Annotated in this window: 17 protein-coding genes; 11 read left to right on the top strand and 6 right to left on the bottom strand. The window is 68.8% G+C overall.

Going from position 1 to position 22,287, the window contains the following annotated elements; all coding sequences use genetic code 11:
* Positions 1-56: 56 nt before the first annotated feature.
* The 3 genes from RTY13_RS04145 to RTY13_RS04135 all read left to right on the top strand — a co-directional run bounded on the left by RTY13_RS04145 (position 57) and on the right by RTY13_RS04135 (position 2,909).
* Complete coding sequence (locus tag RTY13_RS04145; RefSeq protein ID WP_312781334.1) at positions 57-1,112, top strand: helix-turn-helix domain-containing protein; 1,056 nt, start codon at positions 57-59, stop codon at positions 1,110-1,112.
* A 64-nt stretch (positions 1,113-1,176) separates the two neighbouring features.
* Positions 1,177-2,310, top strand: a complete 1,134-nt coding sequence (gene ispG, locus RTY13_RS04140) for a flavodoxin-dependent (E)-4-hydroxy-3-methylbut-2-enyl-diphosphate synthase (RefSeq protein WP_312781791.1) — start codon at positions 1,177-1,179, stop codon at positions 2,308-2,310.
* 2 nt (positions 2,311-2,312) lie between these two features.
* Positions 2,313-2,909: a glutathione S-transferase N-terminal domain-containing protein gene (locus RTY13_RS04135; protein ID WP_312781332.1), complete on the top strand. Its 597-nt coding sequence runs from the start codon at positions 2,313-2,315 to the stop codon at positions 2,907-2,909.
* A 58-nt stretch (positions 2,910-2,967) separates the two neighbouring features.
* Here the strand turns inward: RTY13_RS04135 and RTY13_RS04130 are convergent, their stop codons facing one another.
* Together RTY13_RS04130 and RTY13_RS04125 are read right to left on the bottom strand one after the other, a co-directional pair.
* On the bottom strand, positions 2,968-3,750 hold the full coding sequence (locus tag RTY13_RS04130; RefSeq protein ID WP_312781330.1) for a sulfite exporter TauE/SafE family protein: 783 nt from the start codon (positions 3,748-3,750) through the stop codon (positions 2,968-2,970).
* An 89-nt stretch (positions 3,751-3,839) separates the two neighbouring features.
* Positions 3,840-4,448, bottom strand: coding sequence for a response regulator (locus RTY13_RS04125; protein WP_312781329.1), 609 nt, complete (start codon positions 4,446-4,448; stop codon positions 3,840-3,842).
* A 187-nt stretch (positions 4,449-4,635) separates the two neighbouring features.
* Here RTY13_RS04125 and prfA point away from each other — a divergent pair, with 187 nt between their 5' ends.
* Entirely contained in the window at positions 4,636-5,703 is a 1,068-nt protein-coding gene (gene prfA / locus RTY13_RS04120; protein ID WP_312781328.1) for a peptide chain release factor 1, read from the top strand.
* Positions 5,704-5,747: 44 nt separating this feature from the next.
* On the opposite strand, the gene RTY13_RS04115 is transcribed toward prfA, so the two are convergent.
* Positions 5,748-7,064: a YihY/virulence factor BrkB family protein gene (locus RTY13_RS04115; protein ID WP_312781327.1), complete on the bottom strand. Its 1,317-nt coding sequence runs from the start codon at positions 7,062-7,064 to the stop codon at positions 5,748-5,750.
* A gap of 9 nt (positions 7,065-7,073) precedes the next feature.
* Here RTY13_RS04115 and prmC point away from each other — a divergent pair, with 9 nt between their 5' ends.
* The 4 genes from prmC to RTY13_RS04095 all read left to right on the top strand — a co-directional run bounded on the left by prmC (position 7,074) and on the right by RTY13_RS04095 (position 11,478).
* The gene (gene prmC, locus RTY13_RS04110; RefSeq protein WP_312781326.1) at positions 7,074-7,970 is read left to right on the top strand and encodes a peptide chain release factor N(5)-glutamine methyltransferase; all 897 of its coding nucleotides are present in this window, start codon (positions 7,074-7,076) and stop codon (positions 7,968-7,970) included.
* Positions 7,971-8,251: 281 nt separating this feature from the next.
* On the top strand, positions 8,252-9,214 hold the full coding sequence (locus tag RTY13_RS04105) for a DUF4167 domain-containing protein (protein ID WP_312781325.1): 963 nt from the start codon (positions 8,252-8,254) through the stop codon (positions 9,212-9,214).
* An 82-nt stretch (positions 9,215-9,296) separates the two neighbouring features.
* On the top strand, positions 9,297-10,667 hold the full coding sequence (locus RTY13_RS04100; RefSeq protein WP_312781324.1) for an ATP-binding protein: 1,371 nt from the start codon (positions 9,297-9,299) through the stop codon (positions 10,665-10,667).
* A gap of 169 nt (positions 10,668-10,836) precedes the next feature.
* Positions 10,837-11,478, top strand: coding sequence for a DUF4893 domain-containing protein (locus tag RTY13_RS04095; protein ID WP_312781323.1), 642 nt, complete (start codon positions 10,837-10,839; stop codon positions 11,476-11,478).
* Here the strand turns inward: RTY13_RS04095 and RTY13_RS04090 are convergent.
* Positions 11,405-12,709, bottom strand: a complete 1,305-nt coding sequence (locus tag RTY13_RS04090; RefSeq protein ID WP_312781322.1) for a hypothetical protein — start codon at positions 12,707-12,709, stop codon at positions 11,405-11,407. The genes RTY13_RS04095 and RTY13_RS04090 overlap by 74 nt on opposite strands.
* A 130-nt stretch (positions 12,710-12,839) precedes the next feature.
* On the opposite strand from RTY13_RS04090, the gene RTY13_RS04085 reads away from it, so the two are divergent.
* Positions 12,840-13,244 carry a hypothetical protein gene (locus RTY13_RS04085; protein WP_312781321.1) on the top strand — a complete coding sequence of 135 codons (405 nt, stop codon included), beginning with the start codon at positions 12,840-12,842 and terminating at the stop codon, positions 13,242-13,244.
* A 65-nt stretch (positions 13,245-13,309) separates the two neighbouring features.
* Here RTY13_RS04085 and RTY13_RS04080 read toward each other — a convergent pair whose 3' ends face one another.
* On the bottom strand, positions 13,310-14,962 hold the full coding sequence (locus RTY13_RS04080; protein WP_312781320.1) for a serine hydrolase: 1,653 nt from the start codon (positions 14,960-14,962) through the stop codon (positions 13,310-13,312).
* Between the two features lie 193 nt (positions 14,963-15,155).
* On the bottom strand, positions 15,156-17,066 hold the full coding sequence (locus tag RTY13_RS04075) for a BCCT family transporter (protein WP_312781319.1): 1,911 nt from the start codon (positions 17,064-17,066) through the stop codon (positions 15,156-15,158).
* 163 nt (positions 17,067-17,229) lie between these two features.
* Here RTY13_RS04075 and RTY13_RS04070 point away from each other — a divergent pair, with 163 nt between their 5' ends.
* Together RTY13_RS04070 and clpB are read left to right on the top strand one after the other, a co-directional pair.
* Positions 17,230-19,503 carry a TonB-dependent receptor domain-containing protein gene (locus RTY13_RS04070; RefSeq protein WP_312781317.1) on the top strand — a complete coding sequence of 758 codons (2,274 nt, stop codon included), beginning with the start codon at positions 17,230-17,232 and terminating at the stop codon, positions 19,501-19,503.
* Positions 19,504-19,688: 185 nt separating this feature from the next.
* On the top strand, positions 19,689-22,277 hold the full coding sequence (gene clpB / locus RTY13_RS04065; protein WP_312781315.1) for an ATP-dependent chaperone ClpB: 2,589 nt from the start codon (positions 19,689-19,691) through the stop codon (positions 22,275-22,277).
* The last annotated feature ends 10 nt before the right edge of the window (positions 22,278-22,287 follow it).

The following is a 22,287-nucleotide window of genomic DNA, read 5'->3' as shown; positions in this document are numbered from 1 at the left end:
CAGCTCGTCTAAGCCAGGGGCAGGGCGTGTTTGCGCCCGAACCAACGGAACCCCGCATGGATCAGGATCGGCAGGACGCGCCGTCCCTCGAGGACGCCGAGACGCTGGGCGAAGCCCTGCGTGCCGCTCGTCTCGCCTCGGGCTGGTCCATGGCCCAGCTGTCGACCATGACGCGGGTGCATCCGCGCTACCTGACGGCGCTGGAGCAGAACGAGTTCTCGGTCCTGCCGTCACGCATCTTCTCCATGGGCTATGTCCGCGCCTATGCCGGGGCGCTGGGTCTGGACGAACTGACGGCGGTCGAGCGCTTCAAGCGTGAATTCCCCGAAGCCGCGGTGCCGCTTCAGGCCCCGACCGGCGCCGCCCTGCAACAGATGCGGCGCACCTCGCCCAAGGTCCTGGGCGCGCTGGGCGTCTTGATCCTGGCCGTGGTCGGCTGGAACGTCTTCCAGCGCGTCGTCCGCATCGAGCCGCCGCACCCGTCCGACCTGGTCGCCGTACCCAAGAACTGGGCCAAGGAGGCGGATTCCGAGGTCGAACGCGCCCTCTATCTGGGCGCGCCGCGCGCTGCGCCGCCGGATCAGACCACCCCGGCCCTCTACATCACGCCCGGCCTAGAGGCTCAGCTGACCGGCATCGACCCCGATGATCCCAACGCCGTGGCCATGCCCGCGCCGCCGGTCCAGGCCGCCTTCAATCCGCGCGGGGCCGTCTATGGCGCCTCGGCCACGGCCTCCCAGGTCATTCTGCAGGCCAAGAAGCCCGCCACCCTGGTGGTGCGTCAGGGCGATGGACGCATCCTGTTCGCGCGCCAACTGGCGGCGGGCGAGGCCTGGCGCGCCCCGCCCGGCCTCTCGGCCACCATCGACGTCTCGGACCCGACGGCCTTCGACGTCTATCTGAACGGCGAGCACAGCGGCGCCCTGCCTGCGCCCCAGTCGCCGCTCGGGTCGCTCAACAACCGCGCCCAGGCCGAGGCCCGTCAGTCCGAGTCCCGCGCCGCCGCCGCTGCGGAAGCCCAGGCCCGCGCACGCGCGGCCCAGGCCGCCGCTGCTTTGGCCGCCACGCCGCCGCCCGCCGCCGCAGCTCCGGCTGCCCCGCCTGCTAGATGAATCGTCGCGGACCGCGACTGATGTCGTGGTTTTGCCGTCGTTCCTCGCCTATGTTCCGCGCGACATGAGCGACCATTCCGAACTCGGCCACATCCGTCCCTGGCGCCACATCGAGCGCCGCAAGAGCCGCCAGATCATGGTCGGTTCCGTCCCGGTCGGCGGCGACGCCCCGATCAGCGTCCAGTCGATGACCAATACGCCGACGACCGACGCGGCGGCGACGCTGGAGCAGATCCGTCAGCTGGAAGAGGCCGGGGCCGACATCGTCCGCGTCTCCTGCCCCGACGTGGAGTCGACCACCGCCTTCAAGACCATAGCGCGCGAGGCCCGCGTGCCGCTCGTGGCCGACATCCACTTCCACTACAAGCGCGGCGTCGAGGCCGCCCAGGCGGGCGCTGCCTGCCTGCGCATCAACCCCGGCAACATCGGCTCGATCGACCGGGTCAAGGAGGTCGTCCAGGCCGCCCGAGACCACGGCTGCTCCATGCGCATCGGCGTCAACGCCGGGTCGCTGGAGAAGGAACTGCTGGAGAAATACGGCGAGCCCTGCCCCGACGCCATGGTCGAGAGCGCGCTGAACCACGCCCGAATCCTGCAGGATCTGGACTTCCACGAGTTCAAGATCTCGGTGAAGGCGTCCGACCCCTTCCTGACGGTGGCCGCCTATCAGCAGCTGGCCGAGGCCATCGACTGCCCCCTGCACCTGGGCGTGACCGAAGCCGGTCCCTTGCGCACCGGCACCATCAAGTCCGCGATTGGGATGGGAAGTATGCTGTGGGCCGGCATCGGCGACACCATCCGCGTGTCGCTGGCCGCCGACCCGGTTGAGGAGATCAAGGTCGGCTTCGACATCCTCAAGTCCCTGGGCCTGCGTCACCGGGGGGTGAACATCATCGCCTGCCCGTCGTGCGCCCGTCAGGGCTTCAACGTCATCGAGACGGTGGCGATTCTGGAAGAGAAGCTGGCCCATGTCTCGACGGCCATGTCGCTGTCGATCATCGGCTGCGTCGTCAACGGCCCGGGCGAGGCCCTCTATACCGACGTCGGCTTCACCGGCGGCGGGGCGGGCTCGGGCATGCTGTATCTGAACGGCAAGATCGCCCACAAACAGGCCAATGACGGCATGATCGACGAGATCGTCGCCCAGGTCGAAGCCAAGGCCGCCGAACTGGACGCCGCCCGCAAGGCCGCCGAGTAAACATGAAACTCTACATCACCACCCCTTCGCCCTTCGCGCGCAAGGTCCGCATCGTCGCCCGTGAGAAGGGCCTCTCCGACCGCATCGAGGAGATCGCCGTCGATCCCTACGCCAATGCGCCGGAGCTGCTGGCCACCAATCCGGTAGTGCAGGTGCCGACCCTGATCGCCGAGGACGGCCTGCCGCTGACCGACAGCCCGGTCATCGCCGAGTATCTGGACGCCATGGGGGCCGGCCCGCGCCTGTTGCCCGCCGAGGGGCCTGAGCGCCTGCGCGTCAAGCGGCTGGAGACCCTGGCCAACGCCACGCTCGAAATGGGCGTCAAGCTGGTGCTGGAGAAGCGTCGGCCCGAACACGAGCGCTCGCCGTCCTGGATGGAGCGCTGGACCTTCAACATGGGTCGGGCGCTGGACGCGCTGGAAGCGGCCGCGCCGGACGCCGAGGACTTTAACATGGGCGTGCTGAGCGCCGGGATCGTCGTCAGCTGGGTCAGCTTCCGCCACCCCGACTACGACTGGAAGACCGGCCGTCCCAACCTGGTCGCCCTGCAGGCCGCGCTGGAACAGCGACCCAGCTTCCAGGCGACCACGCCGGTCTGACTACGGCGAGGATGTGAAATGAAGGGGCGGGGCGGGCTTGAGCGCGTCCCGCCCTTTGCTATTTGCCGATCAGTCCGGCCAGTTGCGCGCCCTGGAAGGCGGCGAGGATCAGCAGCAGGAAACCGACGGCATAGGCCAGGACCTTGCGGGGCACCTTCTTGACGATCAGTCCGGCGAAGGGTGCGGCGATCAGGCCGCCGACCACCAGACCGGCGACGGCGGCGGCGTGGTTCTCCAGTGCGCCTGCCTCTTCCCAGTGGCCGGTCACCAGGGCCCAGACGAAGGTGGCCGAGATGGCGACCGTCAGGAAGAACTCGGCGGTGTTGACGGTGCCGATGGCCTTGCGCGGATCGTGACCGGCGCCGACCATGGTCGAGGACACCGTCGGCCCCCAGCCGCCGCCGCCGATGGCGTCGAGGAAGCCGCCGACCACGCCGATGGGGGCGGTGATCCAGGCAGGCAGGTGGCGATGGGGGATGTCATGCCCTGCGCGCCACAGGATCCAGACGCCGACCAGGGCCAGATAACCGATGATGAAGGGCTTGATGATATCGCCGTCGATGCCGGTCAGGACATAGGCGCCCAGAACCCCGCCGATCACGCCCGCGATGGCCAGCGGCAGGAACAGCCGCCATTCGACATTGCGGTGCCAGGCATGGCTGCCCGCCGAGGCGGCGGTGGTGAAGACCTCGGCGGCGTGGACGCTGGCCGAGGCCGTGGCCGGCGGCACGCCGAAGGCCAGCAGCACCGAGGACGAGATCACGCCATAGGCCATGCCCAGAGCGCCATCGACTGCCTGGGCCAGGACGCCCACCATCAGGAACAGAAGAAAGGTGTCCATTCAGCCCTCAGCCTTGCTTCGCATCAGGCGCATTGCGCGGCCGTCTTGGCAATGGCCGCGCATCGCTTTTGATCCCGGACGCCGGGGGATCAGGCGGCGGGCTCCAGTCGCGCCAGGGCGTCCAGAACGTCGCGACCCGTATAGGGCTTGATCACCATGGCGGCGGCCAGTTCGGCGTTGGCGGCGGCGGCGCTGACGTCGCCTGACAGGAAGATGACCGGGGTTCCCCACCGCGCCTTCAGGCTGCGGGCCAGATCGACGCCGGTGGCCTCGCCCGACAGGTTGATGTCCAGCAGGGCCGCGTCGATGGGGTGCAGGGCGGTCGCCGCCTCGGCCGCTTCGGCGCTGTGGAAGGGGCCGACGATCCGGTGTCCGGCGGCGTCCAGGGCCTCGGTCAGGGCGGCGGCGGCGTCCGCGTCGTCCTCGACCAGAAGCACGGTCAGGGGCTCGACCTGGGGCGCCGAGGCGGGGGTTTCAGCCGGCGCCTGGCGCACCAGGACGGCGCGCAGATAGGGCCATAGCTCGGCGGCGGGGCGTTCGGCGTCCAGGTCGAAGATCTTGGCCAGGGCTCTCAGCTCGGTCTCGGCCTCGGCGGAAACGCTCGCGTCCGGGGCCTCCAGCAGCCCGTCGTAGAGGGCGCACAGCCGCGCCACATTGGCGTCTGCGCCGGCGGTCGAATCCGCGTTTCCATCGAACATGCCTGTCTCCTGTCAGTTTCAGCCCTGGTGGAGCTAGGGTGTTTGCAGGTGCGAAGAAACTGACCTGACGGGCTTGTGACGGCTGTTCACAATCGCTCCATCTGCGCGTGTTCAGGCCTTTTCATCGACAGGAGGCGGCCCGGCGGGTAAGGCTCCGCCCTCGATTTTCCCTTCAAAGGACGCTCCCTTGCGACTGCCCCAGGCCCGGCTCGATCAGGTGCTCGACCGCTTCCATCAGGTGGAGGCCCGCATGGGCGCGGCGTCGGACGGCGCCGAGATCGTGCGCCTGTCGAAAGAGCATGCCGAGCTTAAGCCGGTGGCCGACGCCGTTCAGACCCTGGCCCGCGCCCGCGCCGAGGCCGAGGACCTGCAGGCCATGGCTTCGGACCCGGAAATGGCCGCCATGGCCGCCGACGAACTGGAGGCCCTGAACGCGCGCCTGCCCGAGCTGGAGCGCGAGGTCGCCCTGCTGCTGGCCCCGCGTGACGCTGATGAAAACGCCTCGGCCGTACTGGAAGTGCGCGCCGGCACCGGCGGGGACGAGGCGGCCATCTTCGCCGGCGACCTGTTCCGCATGTATTCGCGTTACGCCTCCTCGCGCGGCTGGCGGGTCGAGATCGACAGCATCGCCGAGGGTGACGCAGGCGGCTACAAGGAGATCGTGGCCACGGTGACGGGTGACGGGGTGTTCGGCCGCCTGAAGTTCGAGTCCGGCGTTCACCGCGTCCAGCGCGTGCCGGCCACCGAGGCGCAAGGCCGCATCCACACCTCGGCCGCCACCGTCGCCGTCCTGCCCGAGGTCGAGGACGTCGAGATCGAGATCCGCGATCAGGACATCCGCATCGACACCTTCCGCTCGTCGGGCGCGGGCGGCCAGCACGTCAACAAGACCGACTCGGCCGTGCGCATCACCCACCTGCCCACCGGCATTGTGGTGACCTCGTCGGAGAAGTCGCAGCACGTCAACCGCGACAAGGCGATGAAGAACCTGCGCGTGCGCCTCTACGACATGCAGCGCCAGGCCAAGGACGCGGCTCGCTCGGACGCGCGCAAGTCGCAGGTCGGTTCCGGCGACCGGTCGGAGCGCATCCGCACCTACAACTTCCCCCAGGGGCGCGTGACCGATCACCGCATCGGCCTGACCCTGCACAGCCTGCCGCAGATTCTGGAAGGCGACATCGACCCCCTGCTGAACGCCCTGATCGCCGAGGACCAGGCCGCGCGTCTGGCCGATCTGGAAGCCGAGCTCGGCTGACGTAGATTTCTCCCTCCCCATGATGGGGAGGGAGAGGCGTTGCTTTATCTGCGTTTGACGCGCCGCTTCAGCACCCGGTCGCCCAGGGCCTCGGCGTATTTCAGCGTAAAGGCCAGGGCCGCCGGGTTGCCCCGGCGCGGGCCGACCGAATCCGCCATGATCGCCCCGCGCTCGCCGATGGGCCGGGGCGCGCCGGTGGTGGTGTCGATGGCGGTCTGATGCTCGATCTCGGCGTTCAGCCGGGCGCCCATCAGGATCACCTGCACGGAAAACCAGGTCCATAGCAGGAAGCCCATGGCCGCCGCGAGCGGACCATAGGAATCGGTGCGCACGAAGTTGGTCAGGAACCAGCTGAACAGGAAGGACACCAGCAGGCTGAGCGCCGCCGCGAACAGGGCGCCTGGCGTCAGCCAGCGCCAGCGCGCCTGCGCCCGACATGGCCCGATGCGATAGATCAGGGCCAGGGCCGCCACATAGCCGAGATAGAGCAGGGGCCAGCGCAGCGGCGCCAGATGGGCCCATTCCTCTTCCAGCCCGAACACGGACAGGACGACCGGCACGCCGACCACCAGGGCCGAACTGAGCAGCACCGCCAGAAGGCCCGAGACGGTGATCCCCATGCACAGCAGGTTGTAGGTGACGATGTTGCGCCGCTCGACCTCGTGATAGGCGAGGTTGAGGCCGTAGAAGAGGGTCTTCACCCCGCCGTTGGCCGCCATCAGCGACAGGGCCAGGGTCCAGACCAGGGTGAAGGTCAGCTCGCCGGTCGAGCCGCCCGCCAGGCGGGTCATCTCGGCGCCCAGGAACTGGGCCACGTTGGAGGGCAGCACCTCATAGAGGAAGCTCAGCTGGTTCCAGGCGTCGGCCGGATCGGCGAACAGGCCGTAGATGGTGACGAAGGCGCCGAGCGTTGGGAACAGGGCCAGGAGCATGAAGAAGGTCACGCCCCCGGCGACGAAGCCGACCCGGTCGCCGAAATAACCCATGGTCGTGCGCCAGGCGATGTCGATCCAGCCCTTGCGCGGAATGTGCGCCGGATGCTGGGCCAGCCGTCCGCGACCGGGTTCCTTGGCGTCATAGTCCTCTGGCGTGGGGTCGCGCGGGGGCAGGGGTTCGGGCCGCTTGGGGCGCAACTCGACGCCGTACTTGTGGCCTTGGGTATAGAGCAGGTGCGCCGCCGTGGCGCCCGCCGCCAGGCCGCCCGCCGCCGCGCCGAGATAGCGCCAGATCGCACCGCCGTTTCCACGCCGTCGCTCAGGCCGTTTCAGAAGGTTCTGCATCCCCATCCGCCCCACAACGGCCACGCTGACCGCCCGTTCCCGGACCGCTTGCGTCTTGAATTCCCGTGCGGCAATCGCCAATCAGCCTTCATGTCCGAAAACGCCCCCGCCGCCCCGACCCTGCTGACCGCCTGGAAAGGCGCTCAGGCCCGCCTGAAAGCCGCCGGGATCGACAGCCCGTCGATCGACGCCCGCCTGCTGTTGGAGGCCTCGACCGGGGCGGGCCGCGTCGACATTCTGACCGATCCCTACCGCGTCGTCGACGCCGACAAGATCGCCGCTCTGGAGGTCATGATCGAGCGTCGGCTGAAGCGCGAGCCTGTGTCGCGCATCCTGGGCAAGAAGGGCTTCTGGAAGATCATGCTGAACGTCACCCCCGACGTGCTCAGCCCGCGCCCGGACACCGAGACCCTGCTGGACGTCATCGTCCGCGCCTTCCCGCCGCAGCGCGCCTTTGAGATGATCGACCTGGGCACCGGATCGGGCGCCATCCTTCTGGCCACCTTGATGGAGCGCGCCGGGGCGCGCGGCGTCGGCACCGACATCTCGACCGAGGCCATCGCCGTGGCGCGTGAGAACGCCGCTAACCTGGACCTGAACGGCCGCTGCACCTTCATCCGCACGGACTGGGCCGCGGGCTTCGCCGAGGACAGCTTCGACCTGGTGGTGTCCAATCCGCCCTATATCCCGACCGGCGATATTCCCGGCCTGGACCCGGAGGTGCGCGAGCACGATCCGCATCTGGCGCTGGACGGCGGGCCGGACGGCCTGCAGCCCTATCGCGACCTGGCCCCCGAGATCGCCCGCATCCTGCGTCCCGAAGGCGTCTTCGCCGTCGAGATCGGCTGGGACCAGGGCGAGGCGGTCAAGGCCCTGTTCGAGGCGGCGGGCTTCACCGGGGTCAAGGTGGTCAAGGACCTGGGCGACCGGGACCGCGTCGTCACCAACGGGCCGGACCCGCGCGTCGATCCCATTCCCGAAGCCTGATCAGGGCTGCGGGGGGCGCGCAACAAAAGCCTTGGAAACGGCGCCATCGCGCGCTAAGTCGTTTCTTGTCTCCCACTCAAACGCAGTCTTTTCGGGCAGGTTTGCTCGCTCAAGCGCGTCTGGGCCAGTGACGGTCGGGCCGGTCGGTCCGGCGGACCACAGGGCGGCGAACGGTTTTCCGAGCACATCGATACGGGGATTGGCCCCGACCGAACGGAACGACGAACTGGGTCCTGCCCGTCCTTAACCGACGGCGGCCCGCACCAGCACGGTAAGCTCCGATGAGAGATTTCAAGGGCATGAAGCGTCAGCGCGGACGCAACCGGAAGCCCGGCGGCGGCGGCAACAACGCCAATGCGACCAACCCGAACCGGTCATGGGACTCGCAAGGCCCGGAGAACATCAAGGTCCGCGGCAACGCCCAGACCGTCTATGAGCGCTACATGCAGCTGGCGCGCGACGCCGCCGCCGCCGGCGACCGGGTCCTGGCCGAGAACTACACCCAGCACGCCGAACACTATTTCCGCGTCCTGCGCGCCCTGCAGCCGCAACGTCCGGTGAGCGAGATCGCCCAGCGCGAACTGGCCGGCCAGGGCTTCGACATCGACTTCGAGGACGAGTCCGGCGCCCAGGCCGCCGCCATCATCGCCGCCGCCGCCGCTGAGCAGCAGAAGGCGGAGGACGAGGCCCGCCGTCAGGCTGAGCGCGCCGAGCGCGACGCCAACCGCGACCGGGATCGTGACTACAACCGCGATCGCGACAACAACCGCGACCGTGATCGCGAACCGCGCGCCGAACGTGAACCGCGCGCCGACGACCGTGAGCCTCGCGCCGAGGGCGACCGCGAAGGCGGCCGCCGCGAGACCCGCCGCGAACGCTGGGAGCGTCGCCGCGAGGAACGCAACCGTCGCTTCGAGGCTGGCGAGGCCACGCCGGAGGACGAAGCCCGCGCCCTGGCCGAGGCTGAGTACGCTCCCGACGCCGCCGAATCTGTCGTCGGCGAGCCCGCGCCTGTCGCCGGAGAGGGCGAGGCTCGTCCGGCCCGCGCCCCGCGTCGTCCGCGCGCCGAACGTGCCCCGGCCGAAGCGCCCGCCGACGGCGAAGTGAGCGACGGCATGGGCCTGCCCGGCTTCCTGACGCGTCCTTCGACGCCGGCTGCGGATGAGGCCGAGGCTTCGGAGGCCCCCGCGCCCAAACGCCGCGCGCCGCGTCGCAAGGTCGAGCCCGCCGCCGACGAGGGCTGATCGACGGCGCGCAACCTAAGCGCGTATTTTTACATAACAGCAATCTATGGGCGTCATTCTCGAGGCATCGGGAGGACGTGCGATGGAACTCGTTCTGGTGGTGGTGGCCCTGGCCATGTCCGGGTGCTGGGCGGGGTTGCGGCTTGCGGTCAGGGCCAAGGGCGAGGCCGCGGCCTTGCGGCGGCTCAACGCCACCTTGGAAACCCGTGCTGAACTGCGTGCCCAGGAGCTCCGCTCGGCGCTCGCCGCCGCCGAGGGGCAGGCCGCGCAGGTCGAGGCGGCGCATCGCGCCAAGGCCGAGTTCCTGGCCAGCATGAGCCATGAGCTGCGCACGCCGCTGAACGCCGTCATCGGCTTTTCCGACCTGATGCGGATGAATGAGGCGCTGGAGCCTCTGACCCATCGCCAGCATCAGGCGCTGGAGCAGATTCGCGCCGCCGGCGGTCGGTTGCTGACCCTGGTCGACGAGGTGTTGAACCTGGCCGACATCGAGGGCGGGCGTCTGGCCCTGAGCGTCGAGCGGGTCGATCCGCTGCTGATCGCGCGACAGGTCTGCGAGGCTCTTGGTCCCATGGCCGAGGCGGCGGGTATCGCGCTGTGCGCGCCGCCGCCGGTCTCCGGTCTGGCCGCCCTCGCCGACCGCGAGCGCCTTCGTCAGGTGCTGACCGCCCTGATCGCCAACGCCGTCAAATACAACCGCCCCGGCGGCGCCGTGCTGATCGAGGCGCGCCAGTCGGGCGAGGGTGTCAGCCTCAACGTTAGCGACACCGGACCGGGTCTTCCGGTCCATCGCATGGAGGGTCTGTTCCAGCCCTTCAATCGTCTGGGCCGCGAGGCTTCGGAGGTGGCCGGCGCGGGGCTGGGCCTGGCTGTGGCGCGGCGCCTGATCGAGGCCATGGGCGGTGAGTTGAACGCCGAGAGCCGCGAAGGCGAGGGGGCGGTCTTCACCGTCCGCCTGCCGGTCGCGACCGGGACGCCGCGCGCCGTGACGGCCTCGTTCGCGCCGACCATGACCCTGCCCGAGGCGACCCTGCTCTATGTCGAGGACAATCCGTCCAACATCGCCTTGATGCGCCATGTGATCACGGCCCTGGGCGGGATGTCTCTGCATGTCGCCGAGACGGGGCCGCAGGGCCTGGCCCTGGCCCGCGACCTGAGGCCGGACGTCGTCATCCTGGACATCAACCTGCCGGGCATGAACGGGTTCGAGCTCAAGGCGCGGATGGCCGAAGATCCGCTGACGCGCTGCCTGCCGGTTCTGGCCCTGTCGGCCAGCGCCACGCCCGCCGACATGCGCCGCGGGCGCGAGGCGGGCTTCGTCGAATACCTGACCAAGCCGCTGCACATTCCGGCCCTGGCGGCGGCCCTTTCGCGCGCGCTGTCGTCAGCTGCCGCGTCTGCTCCGGCCAGGCCTGTAGCGGCGGCGCCCACGGGGGCGGTCGACGCCGCCTGAGCCGTGTCGTCCCGGTCTGGCGTAACGACGGCGCCGGTCCTCGGGGTTGACGCGGGCCGCCCGGAGGGCTTCCTAGACGGCGAGGGGCTTTTCGACCCTGTGCGAGGGAGAGCCCATGTCACGTTCGTCGGCCAGGATTTTTCGTTTCCAGACGAGCCGTTCTTGCGCCTTGATCCCGAGCGTACTGGCGGCTGTCCTGGCGGGCTGCGCGACCGTGCCGCCGCCGCCGCCAGCCCCCGCCGTCCCCGCCGGCGCGGTCCTGAGCGACTGGCGCGGCGTCATCACCGCCGCCGAACGTGATCGCTATCAACGCCGCGAGGCCGCCTGGACCCTGGCTCTGCAGCAGGCCAGGCGGCAGCCTGGCTCGGGCGACATCTCCTCGCTCGGCGACCTGATCGTGCCGGGCGCGGCTCGTCCGTCAGTGACGCCGCCGGTCGGCGCCTATCGCTGCCGCACGGTCAAGCTGGGGTCGCAGAGCGGCGAGGAGGGGCTGGGCTATGTCGTCTACGGCTGGTTCGCTTGCCGCATCGAGCAGACCCCCGCCGGCCTGAAATTCTCCAAGCTGACGGGCTCTCAGCGGCCCAGCGGTCTGCTGTATCCCGAGAATGACCGCCATATGGTCTTCCTGGGGTCGATGGCCCTGGCCTCCGAGCCCGCCGCCCGCGCCTATGGCCTGCGACCTGAGCGGGACATGGTGGCGGTGGTGGAGCGCATCGGCGAGCAGCGGTGGCGTCTGGTCATCCCTTGGCCCGCGAACGAGTCCAACCTGGATCTGATCGAGCTGGTCCCCGCCGTCCCGACCCGGCGCTGACCGTCGGCCAGCCGGGCTGATACTCCGGGTGTCGGCGCCAGCGCTTGATCAGGATGTTGCCATAGGTGCCCACGGCCGGCATCGGGTCCAGCGGGTCGAAGATGGCGTGGGCGCACTGGACGGCGTCGATGGCGATGCGGGCCAGCCGTCGGGCCGCCTCGGCGGGCCTCGCATGACCGCGTCTCACCTGCTGGCGCAGCAGGGTCAGGTCGCCCTTGGTCCAGACATAGCGCACCCCGCGTCGATAGATCGCCCAGGGATCGGCGGGGGCGACGATCGCTCGGCCCGTCGCCAGTTGCAGACCCCAGACGCTGTGCGGCAGGCCCGCGCATTCCGAAATCCGCCCCAGGCTGACGCGCGGATTGATCTCCATGAAGGTGACCTCGCCCGTCGTCGGACAGACGATGAACTGGGCGCAGCCGGTCGAGGAATAGGCCAGGTGGGCGACCAGCTTCTCTACCCCCTCGCGCACCAGGGGGGTCGGCTCCACCGTCACGCCGAAGGTGGTGTAGCCGGTGCCGTCATATTCGTGGGTGCGCGCCGCCTTGATCTCGACCGCGCCCAGCAGTCGCCCGCGGTCGGCGCTGAAGATGACGCTGTGGCGCGGGCCGGTGACGTATTTCTGAACGATCAGTTCGGGGTGGATGTCCGGCCAGTGCGGCATGGCGACGGCCAGCTGCGTCTCATCGGCGATGATCAGGGCCTTGCGGTCGAACAGTTCGGCGTCGACCACGGCGGGCTTGACGATCAGGGGATAGCCGATGGCGGCGGCGGCCGCGTGAAGCCCTGTCATGTCCTGCACGCGCCGGTGGGGCGCCAGGGCGACGCCCAGGGTTTCGCACAGCTCGAACATCCGGGTCTTGTTCATGCAGGTCTGGACCGTCCCGGCCTCGGGCATGATCAGCCGCGCCCGCGCCTCGAAGGCTGCCCGGTGGCGGGTGATGAGGCGTGATCCGGCTTCGCTGACAGGCTGGACGGCGTCGACGCGGTTCCGGTCCAGCCAGTCCAGGATGACGGGCAGGGCTTCGTCCGTCCCCGGCTCCAACGGCGAGTGGCGGAAGGAGCCGCTGACGTGACGGGACCATTCCAGATAGTTGCTGGACGTCGAGACGCCGGCGAAGACCTCGTGCCCCGCCTGGCTCAGCGCCTTGGCCACGGGGAAGGCCATGCGAGCGTCGCCGACCAGAAGGATACGCAGGGGAAGGTTAGGCGAACGCGGTTCATTAATCATGACGTTCGACTAGACAGGCCGGGCTGGAGCGTAAATCGAATACACCTGCGGCGCGATGTCGCTGAGCTGCGCTTGACCGGCGCTGTCGGCGACGTCCACCCTGAAGCTCGTTTGATGAGGGGAGGCGCGCATGCGCGGCATAGGTTTCACTATCGGTTCGATCATCGCCATCGGCGTCCTGATCGCGATCGTTCTGGTCGGATTCCCGACCTACAATGTCTATTCCAAGCAGATGGCGGGCAAGGCCGCCTATGAAGAGGCGGTGCAGAACCGCCGCATCCGCGTGCTGGAGGCCCAGGCCGCCCTGGATTCGGCCAAGCTGACCGCCGCCGCCGAGATCGAGCGCGCCAAGGGCGCCAACGAGGCCAACCGCATCATGGCCGAGGCGCTCGGCGGCCCCGAGGCCTATCTGCGCTGGTCCTATATCAACATGCTGCAGGAAACCGCCGGCAAGGAAGGCCGCCAGACCATCTACATCCCGACCGAGGCGGGGATGCCCATCCTCGAGGCCGGTCAGCGTCCGGCGGCACGCTAGGCCCCAAAGCCGAGCGACAAAACGAAGAAGGGGCGGCCCGTCGGGACCGCCCCTTTTTGCTGGCCTCAGATCCGCGTCAGCCGCAGGTCCTGATAGTCATAGGAGAAGTCGATGTCGGGCGAGACGCCCTTGAGCATCGCGGTCGCCGGCTTGGCGGTCATGATGTTGAAGGTGATGAAGGCGTCCTCCTCGCGCTTGTCCGGGAAGCGGGTGCGGAAGGTCTCGCCGTCATAGGGCTCCAGCCAGCCCTGCAGCGCCGGGGTGTGGGTGAAGGCCAGCCACAGGCCGGACTTGCGGTTGCGGCCGCGCCCTTCGGTCTTCTGCTCGATGACGATGTCGCCATACCAGGGGTCACGCCAGGTCCCGACATAGGCGTCCAGCGGCATGGAGGGCGGCGCGCCCGCCGCCTGCTTGGCGTCGATCTCGACGGCGGCCTTCAGCGACTTCTCGGTCCCTTCGGCCTCGCGTTTCTTGGAGTCGGCGATCCAGTCGACGTCGACCTGGTTCATGGCGATGTCGGACAGGCCCGAGCGCAGGGCGCGCAGCAGGAAGCTCTCCTCGGCATTGGTGAAGACCGAGAAGCCGATCTTGCGGCCTGGGATCAGGACCGTGGCCGAGATGCCGCCGGGCGAGCCGCCGCCGTGCGTCGCCAGCCGCTCGCCGCGATAGTCCTGCACCTGCAACCCCATGGCGTAGGTCGAGGCCACGGCGCGGTTGGGCAGTTCCGCCGTCGGCCCGTTCGAGGACGAGACGATGATGTTGGGCTTGTACATCTCGCGCGCTGTGGCTTCGGAGAACAGGCGCGTGCCGTCGGCCAGCCTGCCCTCGTTCAGGCGCACGGCGATCCACTTGGCCCAGTCGTGGGCGCTGGCGCAGATGCCGCCCGCCGCCGCCGCTGAATCCCAGTTCCAGACCTCGACGATAGAGTCCGCGATCTGGGTCATCGCCCCCTGATAGCGTAGGGGCGGTCCGACGCGACCGTGAGGCAGGGCGGACTTATTAGGATCGGCCAGACGCGCCAGGGGCACGCTCTCGCCCATGCCCACCTTGTCGAAGATGCGGGTCTGGACGAAGTCCTCCCAGCTCAAGCCCGAAACCTTCTCGATCACCGCGCCCGCGACCACGAACATCAGGTTGCAGTAGTGGTAGTCCTCGCGGAAGCCGTCCTCGATCGGCACGAAGGCGGCCTGGGCCAGGACCTCGGCGCGCGTGCGGTCGCTGTTGGGCCAGAACAGAAGGTCCCCGGCGCCCAGGCCGAAACCGGCGCGGTGGCTGAGGGTGTCGCGCACGGTGATGCGCTCGCCGACCATCGGGTCCGACAGGGTGAAGCCGGGCAGATAGGTCTTGATCGGCTCGTCCCACTTCACCTTGCCCTCATCGACCAGGATGGCCAGGCAAGCGGCGGTGACGTTCTTGGAGTTGGAGGCGATGGCGAACAGGGTGTGTTCGTCGGCCGGTTCGGCCTTGCCCTGACGGCGCTCGCCATAGCCCTTGGCCAGCACCGTCTTGCCGTCGCGCACCAGGGCCAGGGAGACGGCGGGCTGCTCGGGCCATGCGGCCATGCAGCGCTGAACCCAGGCGTCGGCGGCGGCGGCGATCGCCTCATCCGAGCGGGTGTCAGCGCTGGTCTGGGTCCAGCCGGTCGCGGGCAGGGCGATGCCGGTCGTAGCGACGGCGGAGGAAATCAGCGCGGCGCGGCGCGACAGGTGGATGGACATCAAGGACGCTCCCGGAGACTGAACGGCGACGCTAACGCCGCCGCTTCGCCCGGCCAAGGGGCGATCCCCCATTCAGCCCGCTCATCCCGGCGGATGTCGGGATCCAGTGCCTTCAGGCGCGACGGTTTATACCTGCGAACGCGGCTCTTACTGGGCCCCGGCGGCCGCCGGGGTGAGCGGGAACCAGACCGGTCTACGCCGCCAGCCGCCACCGTTGCAGATGCTCCAGCACGTCGGCGACGATCTGGGCGCGGGTGAAGCCGGTCACGTCGCGCGGACGGGCGCCGTCGCCGGTGACGGCGCTCAGCCGCCACTCCAAGGCGCGGCGGCTTTCGGGGGCCTCCAGCGCGGTCAGAGCGGGCAGGGGGCGCGAGCGCGCGCCCAGCCGATACAGGAAGTCCCGCCCGTTGGCATGCTCGACCCGTAGCCAGACGCCGTTGTCGTCGCTCTGGACCTCGCTGTTCTCCAGCCCCTCGGCGGCCACGGCGGCGCGCACCTCTTCCAGCGCTGGGGCGCCGTGACGGGCGATCTGGCGGTCGATGTCGCGACGGCTGGCGGGCGCCAGGATGCGCTTGAGCTGTTCGCGCAGGGGCGGGGCCTCCGTCTCGACCGCCTCGCCCTTCAGGTCGGCGTTCATCTGCCGCGCCAGGCCGAAACAGGCCAGGATCATGATGACCGCAAAGGGCAGGGCCGCCACCAGCGTCGCCGCCTGCAGTGCGCCCAGGCCCCCGGCCAGCAGCAGAAGCGCTGCCGTCAGGCCCTCCATTCCGCACCAGTAGACGCGCTGCCAGCGCGGCGTCTCCTCCGCCCCGCCAGAGGCCAAGGTGTCGATCACCAGGGAGCCGGAGTCCGCCGAGGTGACGAAGAAGACCGCCACCAGGGCGATGGCCAGGACCGAGGTGATCGCCGTGCCGGGCAGGTGTTCGAAGAAGTGGAACAGGGCCGTCGACAGGTCCGCCTGCACGGCGTCTGAAATGGCGCCCGCCGCCACGCCCAGGTCCAGGCTCATGGCCGTATTGCCGAAGACCGTCATCCACAGGAAGGTGAAGCCTGACGGGACCAGCAGCACGCCGATCAGGAATTCCCGCACCGTGCGCCCGCGCGAGATGCGGGCGATGAACATGCCCACGAACGGCGACCACGAAATCCACCATGCCCAGTAGAGCAGGGTCCAGTCCGCCATCCAGGCGCGCGGCTCATAGGCGTAGAGGGTGAAGGTTCGCCCGAAGAAGTGGTCCAGATAGAGACCGAAATTCTGCACATAGGCCCGAAGCAGGAAAAGGGTCGGCCCGACGATCAGCACGAACAGCATCAGGCAGACGGCGATGAACAGGTTCAGTTCCGACAACCGCCGCACCCCCTTGTCCACCCCGGTCAGGACCGAGATCGTCGCCGCGCCCATGACGACGACGATCAGCCCGACCTGCATGATCACGTCGTTGGGCAGGCCGAAGACGTAGTTCAGGCCCGAGGTCATCTGCGCCACGCCGTAGCCCAGGGAGGTGGCGATGCCGAACAGGGTGCCGCAGATGGCGAAGATGTCGACCAGGTCGCCCAGCCAGCCGTTCACCCGCTTGCCCAGCAGGGGATAGAGGCTGGACCGCATGGTCAGGGGCAGGCCCTTCCTGTGCGCGAAATAGGCCAGGCTGAGGCCCACCACGGCGTAGATAGCCCAGGCGTGCACGCCCCAGTGGGTATAGGTGATGACCATGGCCTCGCGGGCGGCGTCTAGCGTGCCGGGCTGCGCCTCGGGCGGGGCGATGTAGTGCTGCACCGGCTCGGCCACGGCGAAGTACATCAGGCCGATGCCCATGCCCGCCGCGAACAGCATGGCCAGCCAGGAGACATAGGGGAAGTCCGGCTCGGCGTCGTCCGGCCCCAGCTTCAGCCGACCCGTCGGCCCGACAGCCAGCGCCGCGACGAACAGCATGAAGCCCGCCACGGAGGCGACGTAGAACCAGCCGAAGGTCTCCACCACCCAGGCCTGGGCGCGCCCGAACAGCAGGTCGGATGTGGCGGGGGCCATCATGGCGAGAAGGAGCAGGGCGCCCGCGATGGCGCTGGCCCCCCAGAAGACGCGGGGGTTCATCTTGGTCGTCAGCATGGGGCCGCAAACGCACGGCGACGCTTGGAGTTCCCTCATCGCCACAGAGCGGCCACAGACGCGCCATTCGGATGAAAAAGATGTAACTGCGGTATACGAGTCCCGGCTGATATGCCGCATCGGTTGAAGGGCGTTGAGGGACGTCCGCACCGGGGACGGACCAATGTCGAAACTCAAGCTTGCGCCGCTGTTCGGCGCTGTTCTGGCCCTGCCCGCTGGCGCCGTTCTGGCCCAGACGCCGCCGCCTGCGGCCGGAACTCAGGCTCCGCCCCAGACTCAGGCGCCTTCGACCCCGCAGGAAGGCAAGGACAAGGACGAGGCTGCGACTGTGAGTGACGTGGTCGTCACCGCGCGCGCCAACGACGTTCGAACCTCGATCGATTCGGTCAGCTATAGCCTGGCTGATGATCTCCAGGCGGCGAACGGCACCCTGGCCGAAGCCCTGCGCAATGTGCCCTCGGTCGATGTCGATCCTCAAGGCAATGTCTCGCTGCGCGGTGACGGCAATGTCACCATCCTGGTCGACGGCCGTCCCTCGGCGATTCTGTCCGGCCCGAACCGCGCCGACGCCGTCCTGCAACTGCCGGGCAGCCGCTATTCGCGGATCGAGGTCATGACCAACCCCTCGGCCGCCTACAGCCCTGAAGGCTCCGGCGGGGTCATCAATCTGATCACCAAGCCGGTTCCGCCGGCCGCCGCCGGGGCGCCCGGCGCGCCGGCGACGACGACCACGACCGGCTCCGTGCGGATGAATGTCGGCGACAACGGCCGCTGGAACGCCGGCGTCAGCGGCTCGCGCCAGCGCGGCAAGCTGACCCTGACCGGCGACGTCAGCTATCGCTATGACGATCAGAACTTCGCCTTCGACCGGCTGCGCGAACAGCTGGACCCGATCACCGGCGCCGTCACCTCCAGGACCACGACGGTTCAGGAGAACGACATGATCCAGAAGGGCGCCTTCGGCCGGGTCGCGGTCGAATACCGCCTGACCGACAAGACGATGCTGACGGGGGAGCTGCGCGCCAACCGTTTCGAGGCCGACGCCGAGGCCGGCGGCCTGTTTGAAACCCGTAACGCATCGGGCGCCCTGACCAGCGCCTACACCCGAGACGGGGTTGGGGGCTTCAGCATGGACGGCTGGGGCGCCACCGCCCGCGTGCTGCACCAGTTCGACGCCTCGGGCCACGAGTGGTCCAACGAGCTGCGCTACGACCGCAACGACAACGAGAACGCCTCGCTGAACGCCAACGTCTTCTCCGTGCCCGTCAGTCCGACGGTCTATGAGGACCAGAAGTTCCTGAACGCGCAGGAAACCATCGGCTTCACCAGCGCCTATACCCGGCCCATGGACGACGGCTCCAAGCTGCGCGCCGGCTATGAGCTGAGCCTCAACCGTCCGGATCAGGACGTCGTCCTGCGTCGGGGCCCGTCCGAAGCCGCCCTGAGCCCCGTGCCCGGTCTGAGCAACCGCTTTGAGGCCGAGCAGACGGTCCACGCCCTCTACGCTACCTATGAGCGCCCGTTCGGTGAGAAGCTGTCGGCCCAGTTCGGCCTGCGCCTGGAACAGGCAGAGGTCGATGTCGAGGACGTCACCAACGCCGTGCGGGCGTCACAGGACTACTTCCGCGCCTATCCGACCGGCCATCTGCAATACAAGCTGACCGACACACAGACGTTGCGCGCCAGCTATTCGCGCCGCATCCAGCGGCCCCAGCCGACCCAGCTGAATCCCTTCGTCTCCTATGGCGACCCGCTGAACCTGCGCTCGGGCAATCCGAACCTGGAGCCGCAAGAGACGGACAGCTTCGAGGCCATGTGGCAGATGCGCCAGGGCCAGAACTTCTATCAGGCCACGGCCTATTATCGCGACACGACCAAGGCCTTCACCGATGTGGCGACGGACGTGGGCGGCGGCGTCCTGCTGACCCGGCCCGAGAACCTGGGCGCGCGGCGTGACCTGGGCGTGGAACTGACCGCCAGCGGCCGTCTGCATTCGACCCTGCGCTACAACGCCAGCGTCAACGCCTTCCGTCAGGAGATCGACGCGTCCGGCATCCCCGGCGCCCGCGACCGCGAGGGCGAGATGGTGACCGGCCGCCTCAGCCTGAACTGGCAGGCCACGCCCAAGGACTTCGTCCAGGTCATGGGCTTCTGGCAGGGCGACCAGCTGCTGGCCCAGGGGACGCGCGAGAGCGGCGGGATGGTCAACCTGGGCTATCGCCGCAAGATCAACGACTCCTGGTCGCTGCAGTTCACCGCCCGCGACATCCTCAACTCCTTCGGCGGCGCCACCACCTATGACACGCCCCTGTTCCGCGAGCGGAGCGATCAGGACATCAATCTGCGCGCCTTCTATCTCGGCCTGACCTGGTCCTTCGGCGGCCCGCGCCGTCAGCCCGAACAGTTCGACTTCTCGACCGGGCCGACCGGCGGCTGATCCTTCGTTAGATTCTGTCCCGACGCCCGTCGCCCTTCATGGCGGCGGGCGTTTTCGCATGTCGGGCGTCTCGGGCACTTGCGTGTCCCATGGGCCACACCCACCTCGTTTGCGACAGCTCAAGGCGTCGCTTCCTGTAAGGGCGCATTGAGTGGAAATCCGCCTTCCGAGGGGACTGCACCGAAATGAATCTCGACCTCTATTCCGACCGCGCCAAACAGGCCGTCCAATCCGCCCAGTCGCTGGCCCTGGCGCGCCGCCACCAGCAGTTCGCGCCCGAGCACCTGCTGAAGGTGCTGCTGGAGGAACGCGACGGCCTCGCCCGCAAGCTGATCGATCAGGCCGGCGGCGATCCATCCGCCGTCGAGCTTGTCACCGAGGGCCTGCTGAAGAAGCGGCCCCAGGTCTCGGGCGGCTCGGGCCAGATCTATCTGGACGGCGACACCGCCCGTGTCTTCAGCGCCGCCGAGGAAGCCTCGAAAAAGGCCGGCGACGCCTTCGTCACGACCGAGCGCCTGCTGGCCGCCATCGCCAAGGAGGGCGGGGCCGCCGCCGAGGCGCTGAAGTCCGCCGGCGTCACGCCCAAAAAGCTGGACGAAGCCGTCGCCGATATGCGCAAGGGCAAGACCGCCGACAACGCCTCGGCTGAGGACAGTTACGACGCCCTGAAACGCTACGCCCGCGACCTGACCGAAGCCGCCCGCGACGGCAAGGTTGACCCCGTCATCGGCCGCGACGAGGAAATTCGCCGCACCATCCAGGTCCTGGCCCGGCGTACCAAGAACAACCCCGTCCTGATCGGCGAACCCGGCGTCGGCAAGACCGCCATCGTAGAAGGTCTGGCCCTGCGCATCGTCAACGGCGACGTGCCGGAAAGCCTGAAGGACAAGAAGGTCCTGTCGCTGGACATGGGCGCCCTGATCGCCGGGGCCAAATACCGCGGCGAGTTCGAGGAGCGCCTGAAGGCGGTGCTCAACGAGGTGGCCCAGGCCGAGGGCGGCATCGTCCTCTTCATCGACGAGATGCACACCCTGGTCGGCGCCGGCAAGGGCGACGGGGCCATGGACGCCTCCAACCTGCTGAAGCCTGCGCTGGCGCGCGGCGAGCTGCACTGCGTCGGCGCCACGACGCTGGACGAGTACCGCAAGCACGTCGAGAAGGACGCGGCCCTGGCCCGTCGCTTCCAGCCGGTCTTCGTCGCCGAACCCACCGTCGAGGACACGGTGTCCATTCTGCGCGGCCTGAAGGAGAAGTACGAGGTCCACCACGGGGTGCGCATCAGCGACAGCGCCATCGTCGCCGCCGCCACCCTGTCGAACCGCTACATCACCGACCGCTTCCTGCCCGACAAGGCCATCGACCTGATCGACGAGGCCGCGTCGCGCGTGCGCATGGCCGTGGATTCCAAGCCCGAGGCGCTGGACGAAATCGACCGCCGTCTGGTCCAGCTCAAGATCGAGCGCGAGGCCCTGAAGAAGGAAAGCGACAGCGCCTCGCAGCAGCGTCTCGAGAAGCTGGAGGACGAGATCGCCGATCTGGAGGGCCAGTCGGACGACATGACCGCCCGCTGGAAATCCGAGAAGGACAAGGTGGGGCAGGGCGCCCAGCTGCGCGAGACCCTGGACCGTCTGCGCGCCGAACTGGCCGCCGCCCAGCGCGCGGGGGACCTCGGTCGCGCCTCCGAGATCGCCTACGGCCAGATCCCGCAACTGGAACGTCAGCTGGCTGAAGCCGAAGCAGCCGAGAAACCGGCGGAAGGGCCCCTGACGCCCGAGGTCGTCGACGCCGAGCAGATCGCCGCCGTCGTCAGCCGCTGGACCGGCGTGCCCGTCGACAAGATGCTGGAAGGCGAGCGCGAGAAGCTGCTCAAGATGGAGGAGGAGCTGGGCCGCCGCGTGGTGGGCCAGAACGAGGCGCTGGAAGCCGTGTCCGACGCCGTGCGCCGCGCCCGCGCCGGTCTGAACGACCCCAACAAGCCGCTGGGCAGCTTCCTCTTCCTCGGCCCGACGGGCGTGGGCAAGACCGAGCTGACCAAGGCCCTGGCCGGCTATCTGTTCGACGACGACAACGCCATCACCCGCATCGACATGTCCGAGTACATGGAGAAGCACTCGGTCAGCCGTCTGATCGGGGCCCCTCCGGGCTATGTCGGCTATGACGAGGGCGGCGCCCTGACCGAGGCCGTGCGGCGCCGTCCCTATCAGGTCGTCCTGTTCGACGAGGTCGAGAAGGCCCACCCCGACGTCTTCAACGTGCTGCTTCAGGTGCTGGACGACGGTCGCCTGACCGACGGTCAGGGCCGCACCATCGACTTCAAGAACACCCTGATCATCATGACCTCCAACCTGGGCAGCCAGTATCTGGCCGACCAGCCCGAGGGCGAGGATGTCGAGGCCGTCCGCCCCCTGGTCATGGAACAGGTCCGCGCCCACTTCCGGCCCGAGTTCCTGAATCGCATCGACGAGATCATCCTGTTCCACCGCCTCGGCCGCGAACAGATGGGCGGCATCGTCCGCATCCAGCTGGCGCGCCTCGAAAAGCTGATGGCCGACCGCCGCCTGACCCTGGCCCTCGACGACAGCGCCCTGACCTGGCTCGCCGACAAGGGCTACGATCCCGTCTACGGCGCCCGCCCCCTGAAACGCGTCATCCAGAAGGAACTGGTCGACCCCATGGCCAGGAAGCTGCTGGCCGGCGAGATCGAGGATGGGTCCGTGGTGGCGGTGTCAGCGGGGCCGGACGGGCTGGAGATCGGGAAGGCGCGGGTGCACTGAGGCGCGCGGA

The organism is Brevundimonas sp., from assembly GCF_032055285.1.
Taxonomy (GTDB): Bacteria; Pseudomonadota; Alphaproteobacteria; order Caulobacterales; family Caulobacteraceae; genus Brevundimonas.
The sequence above is the reverse complement of the archived record's forward strand: the minus strand, read 5'-3'. Positions and strand labels throughout refer to the sequence as shown.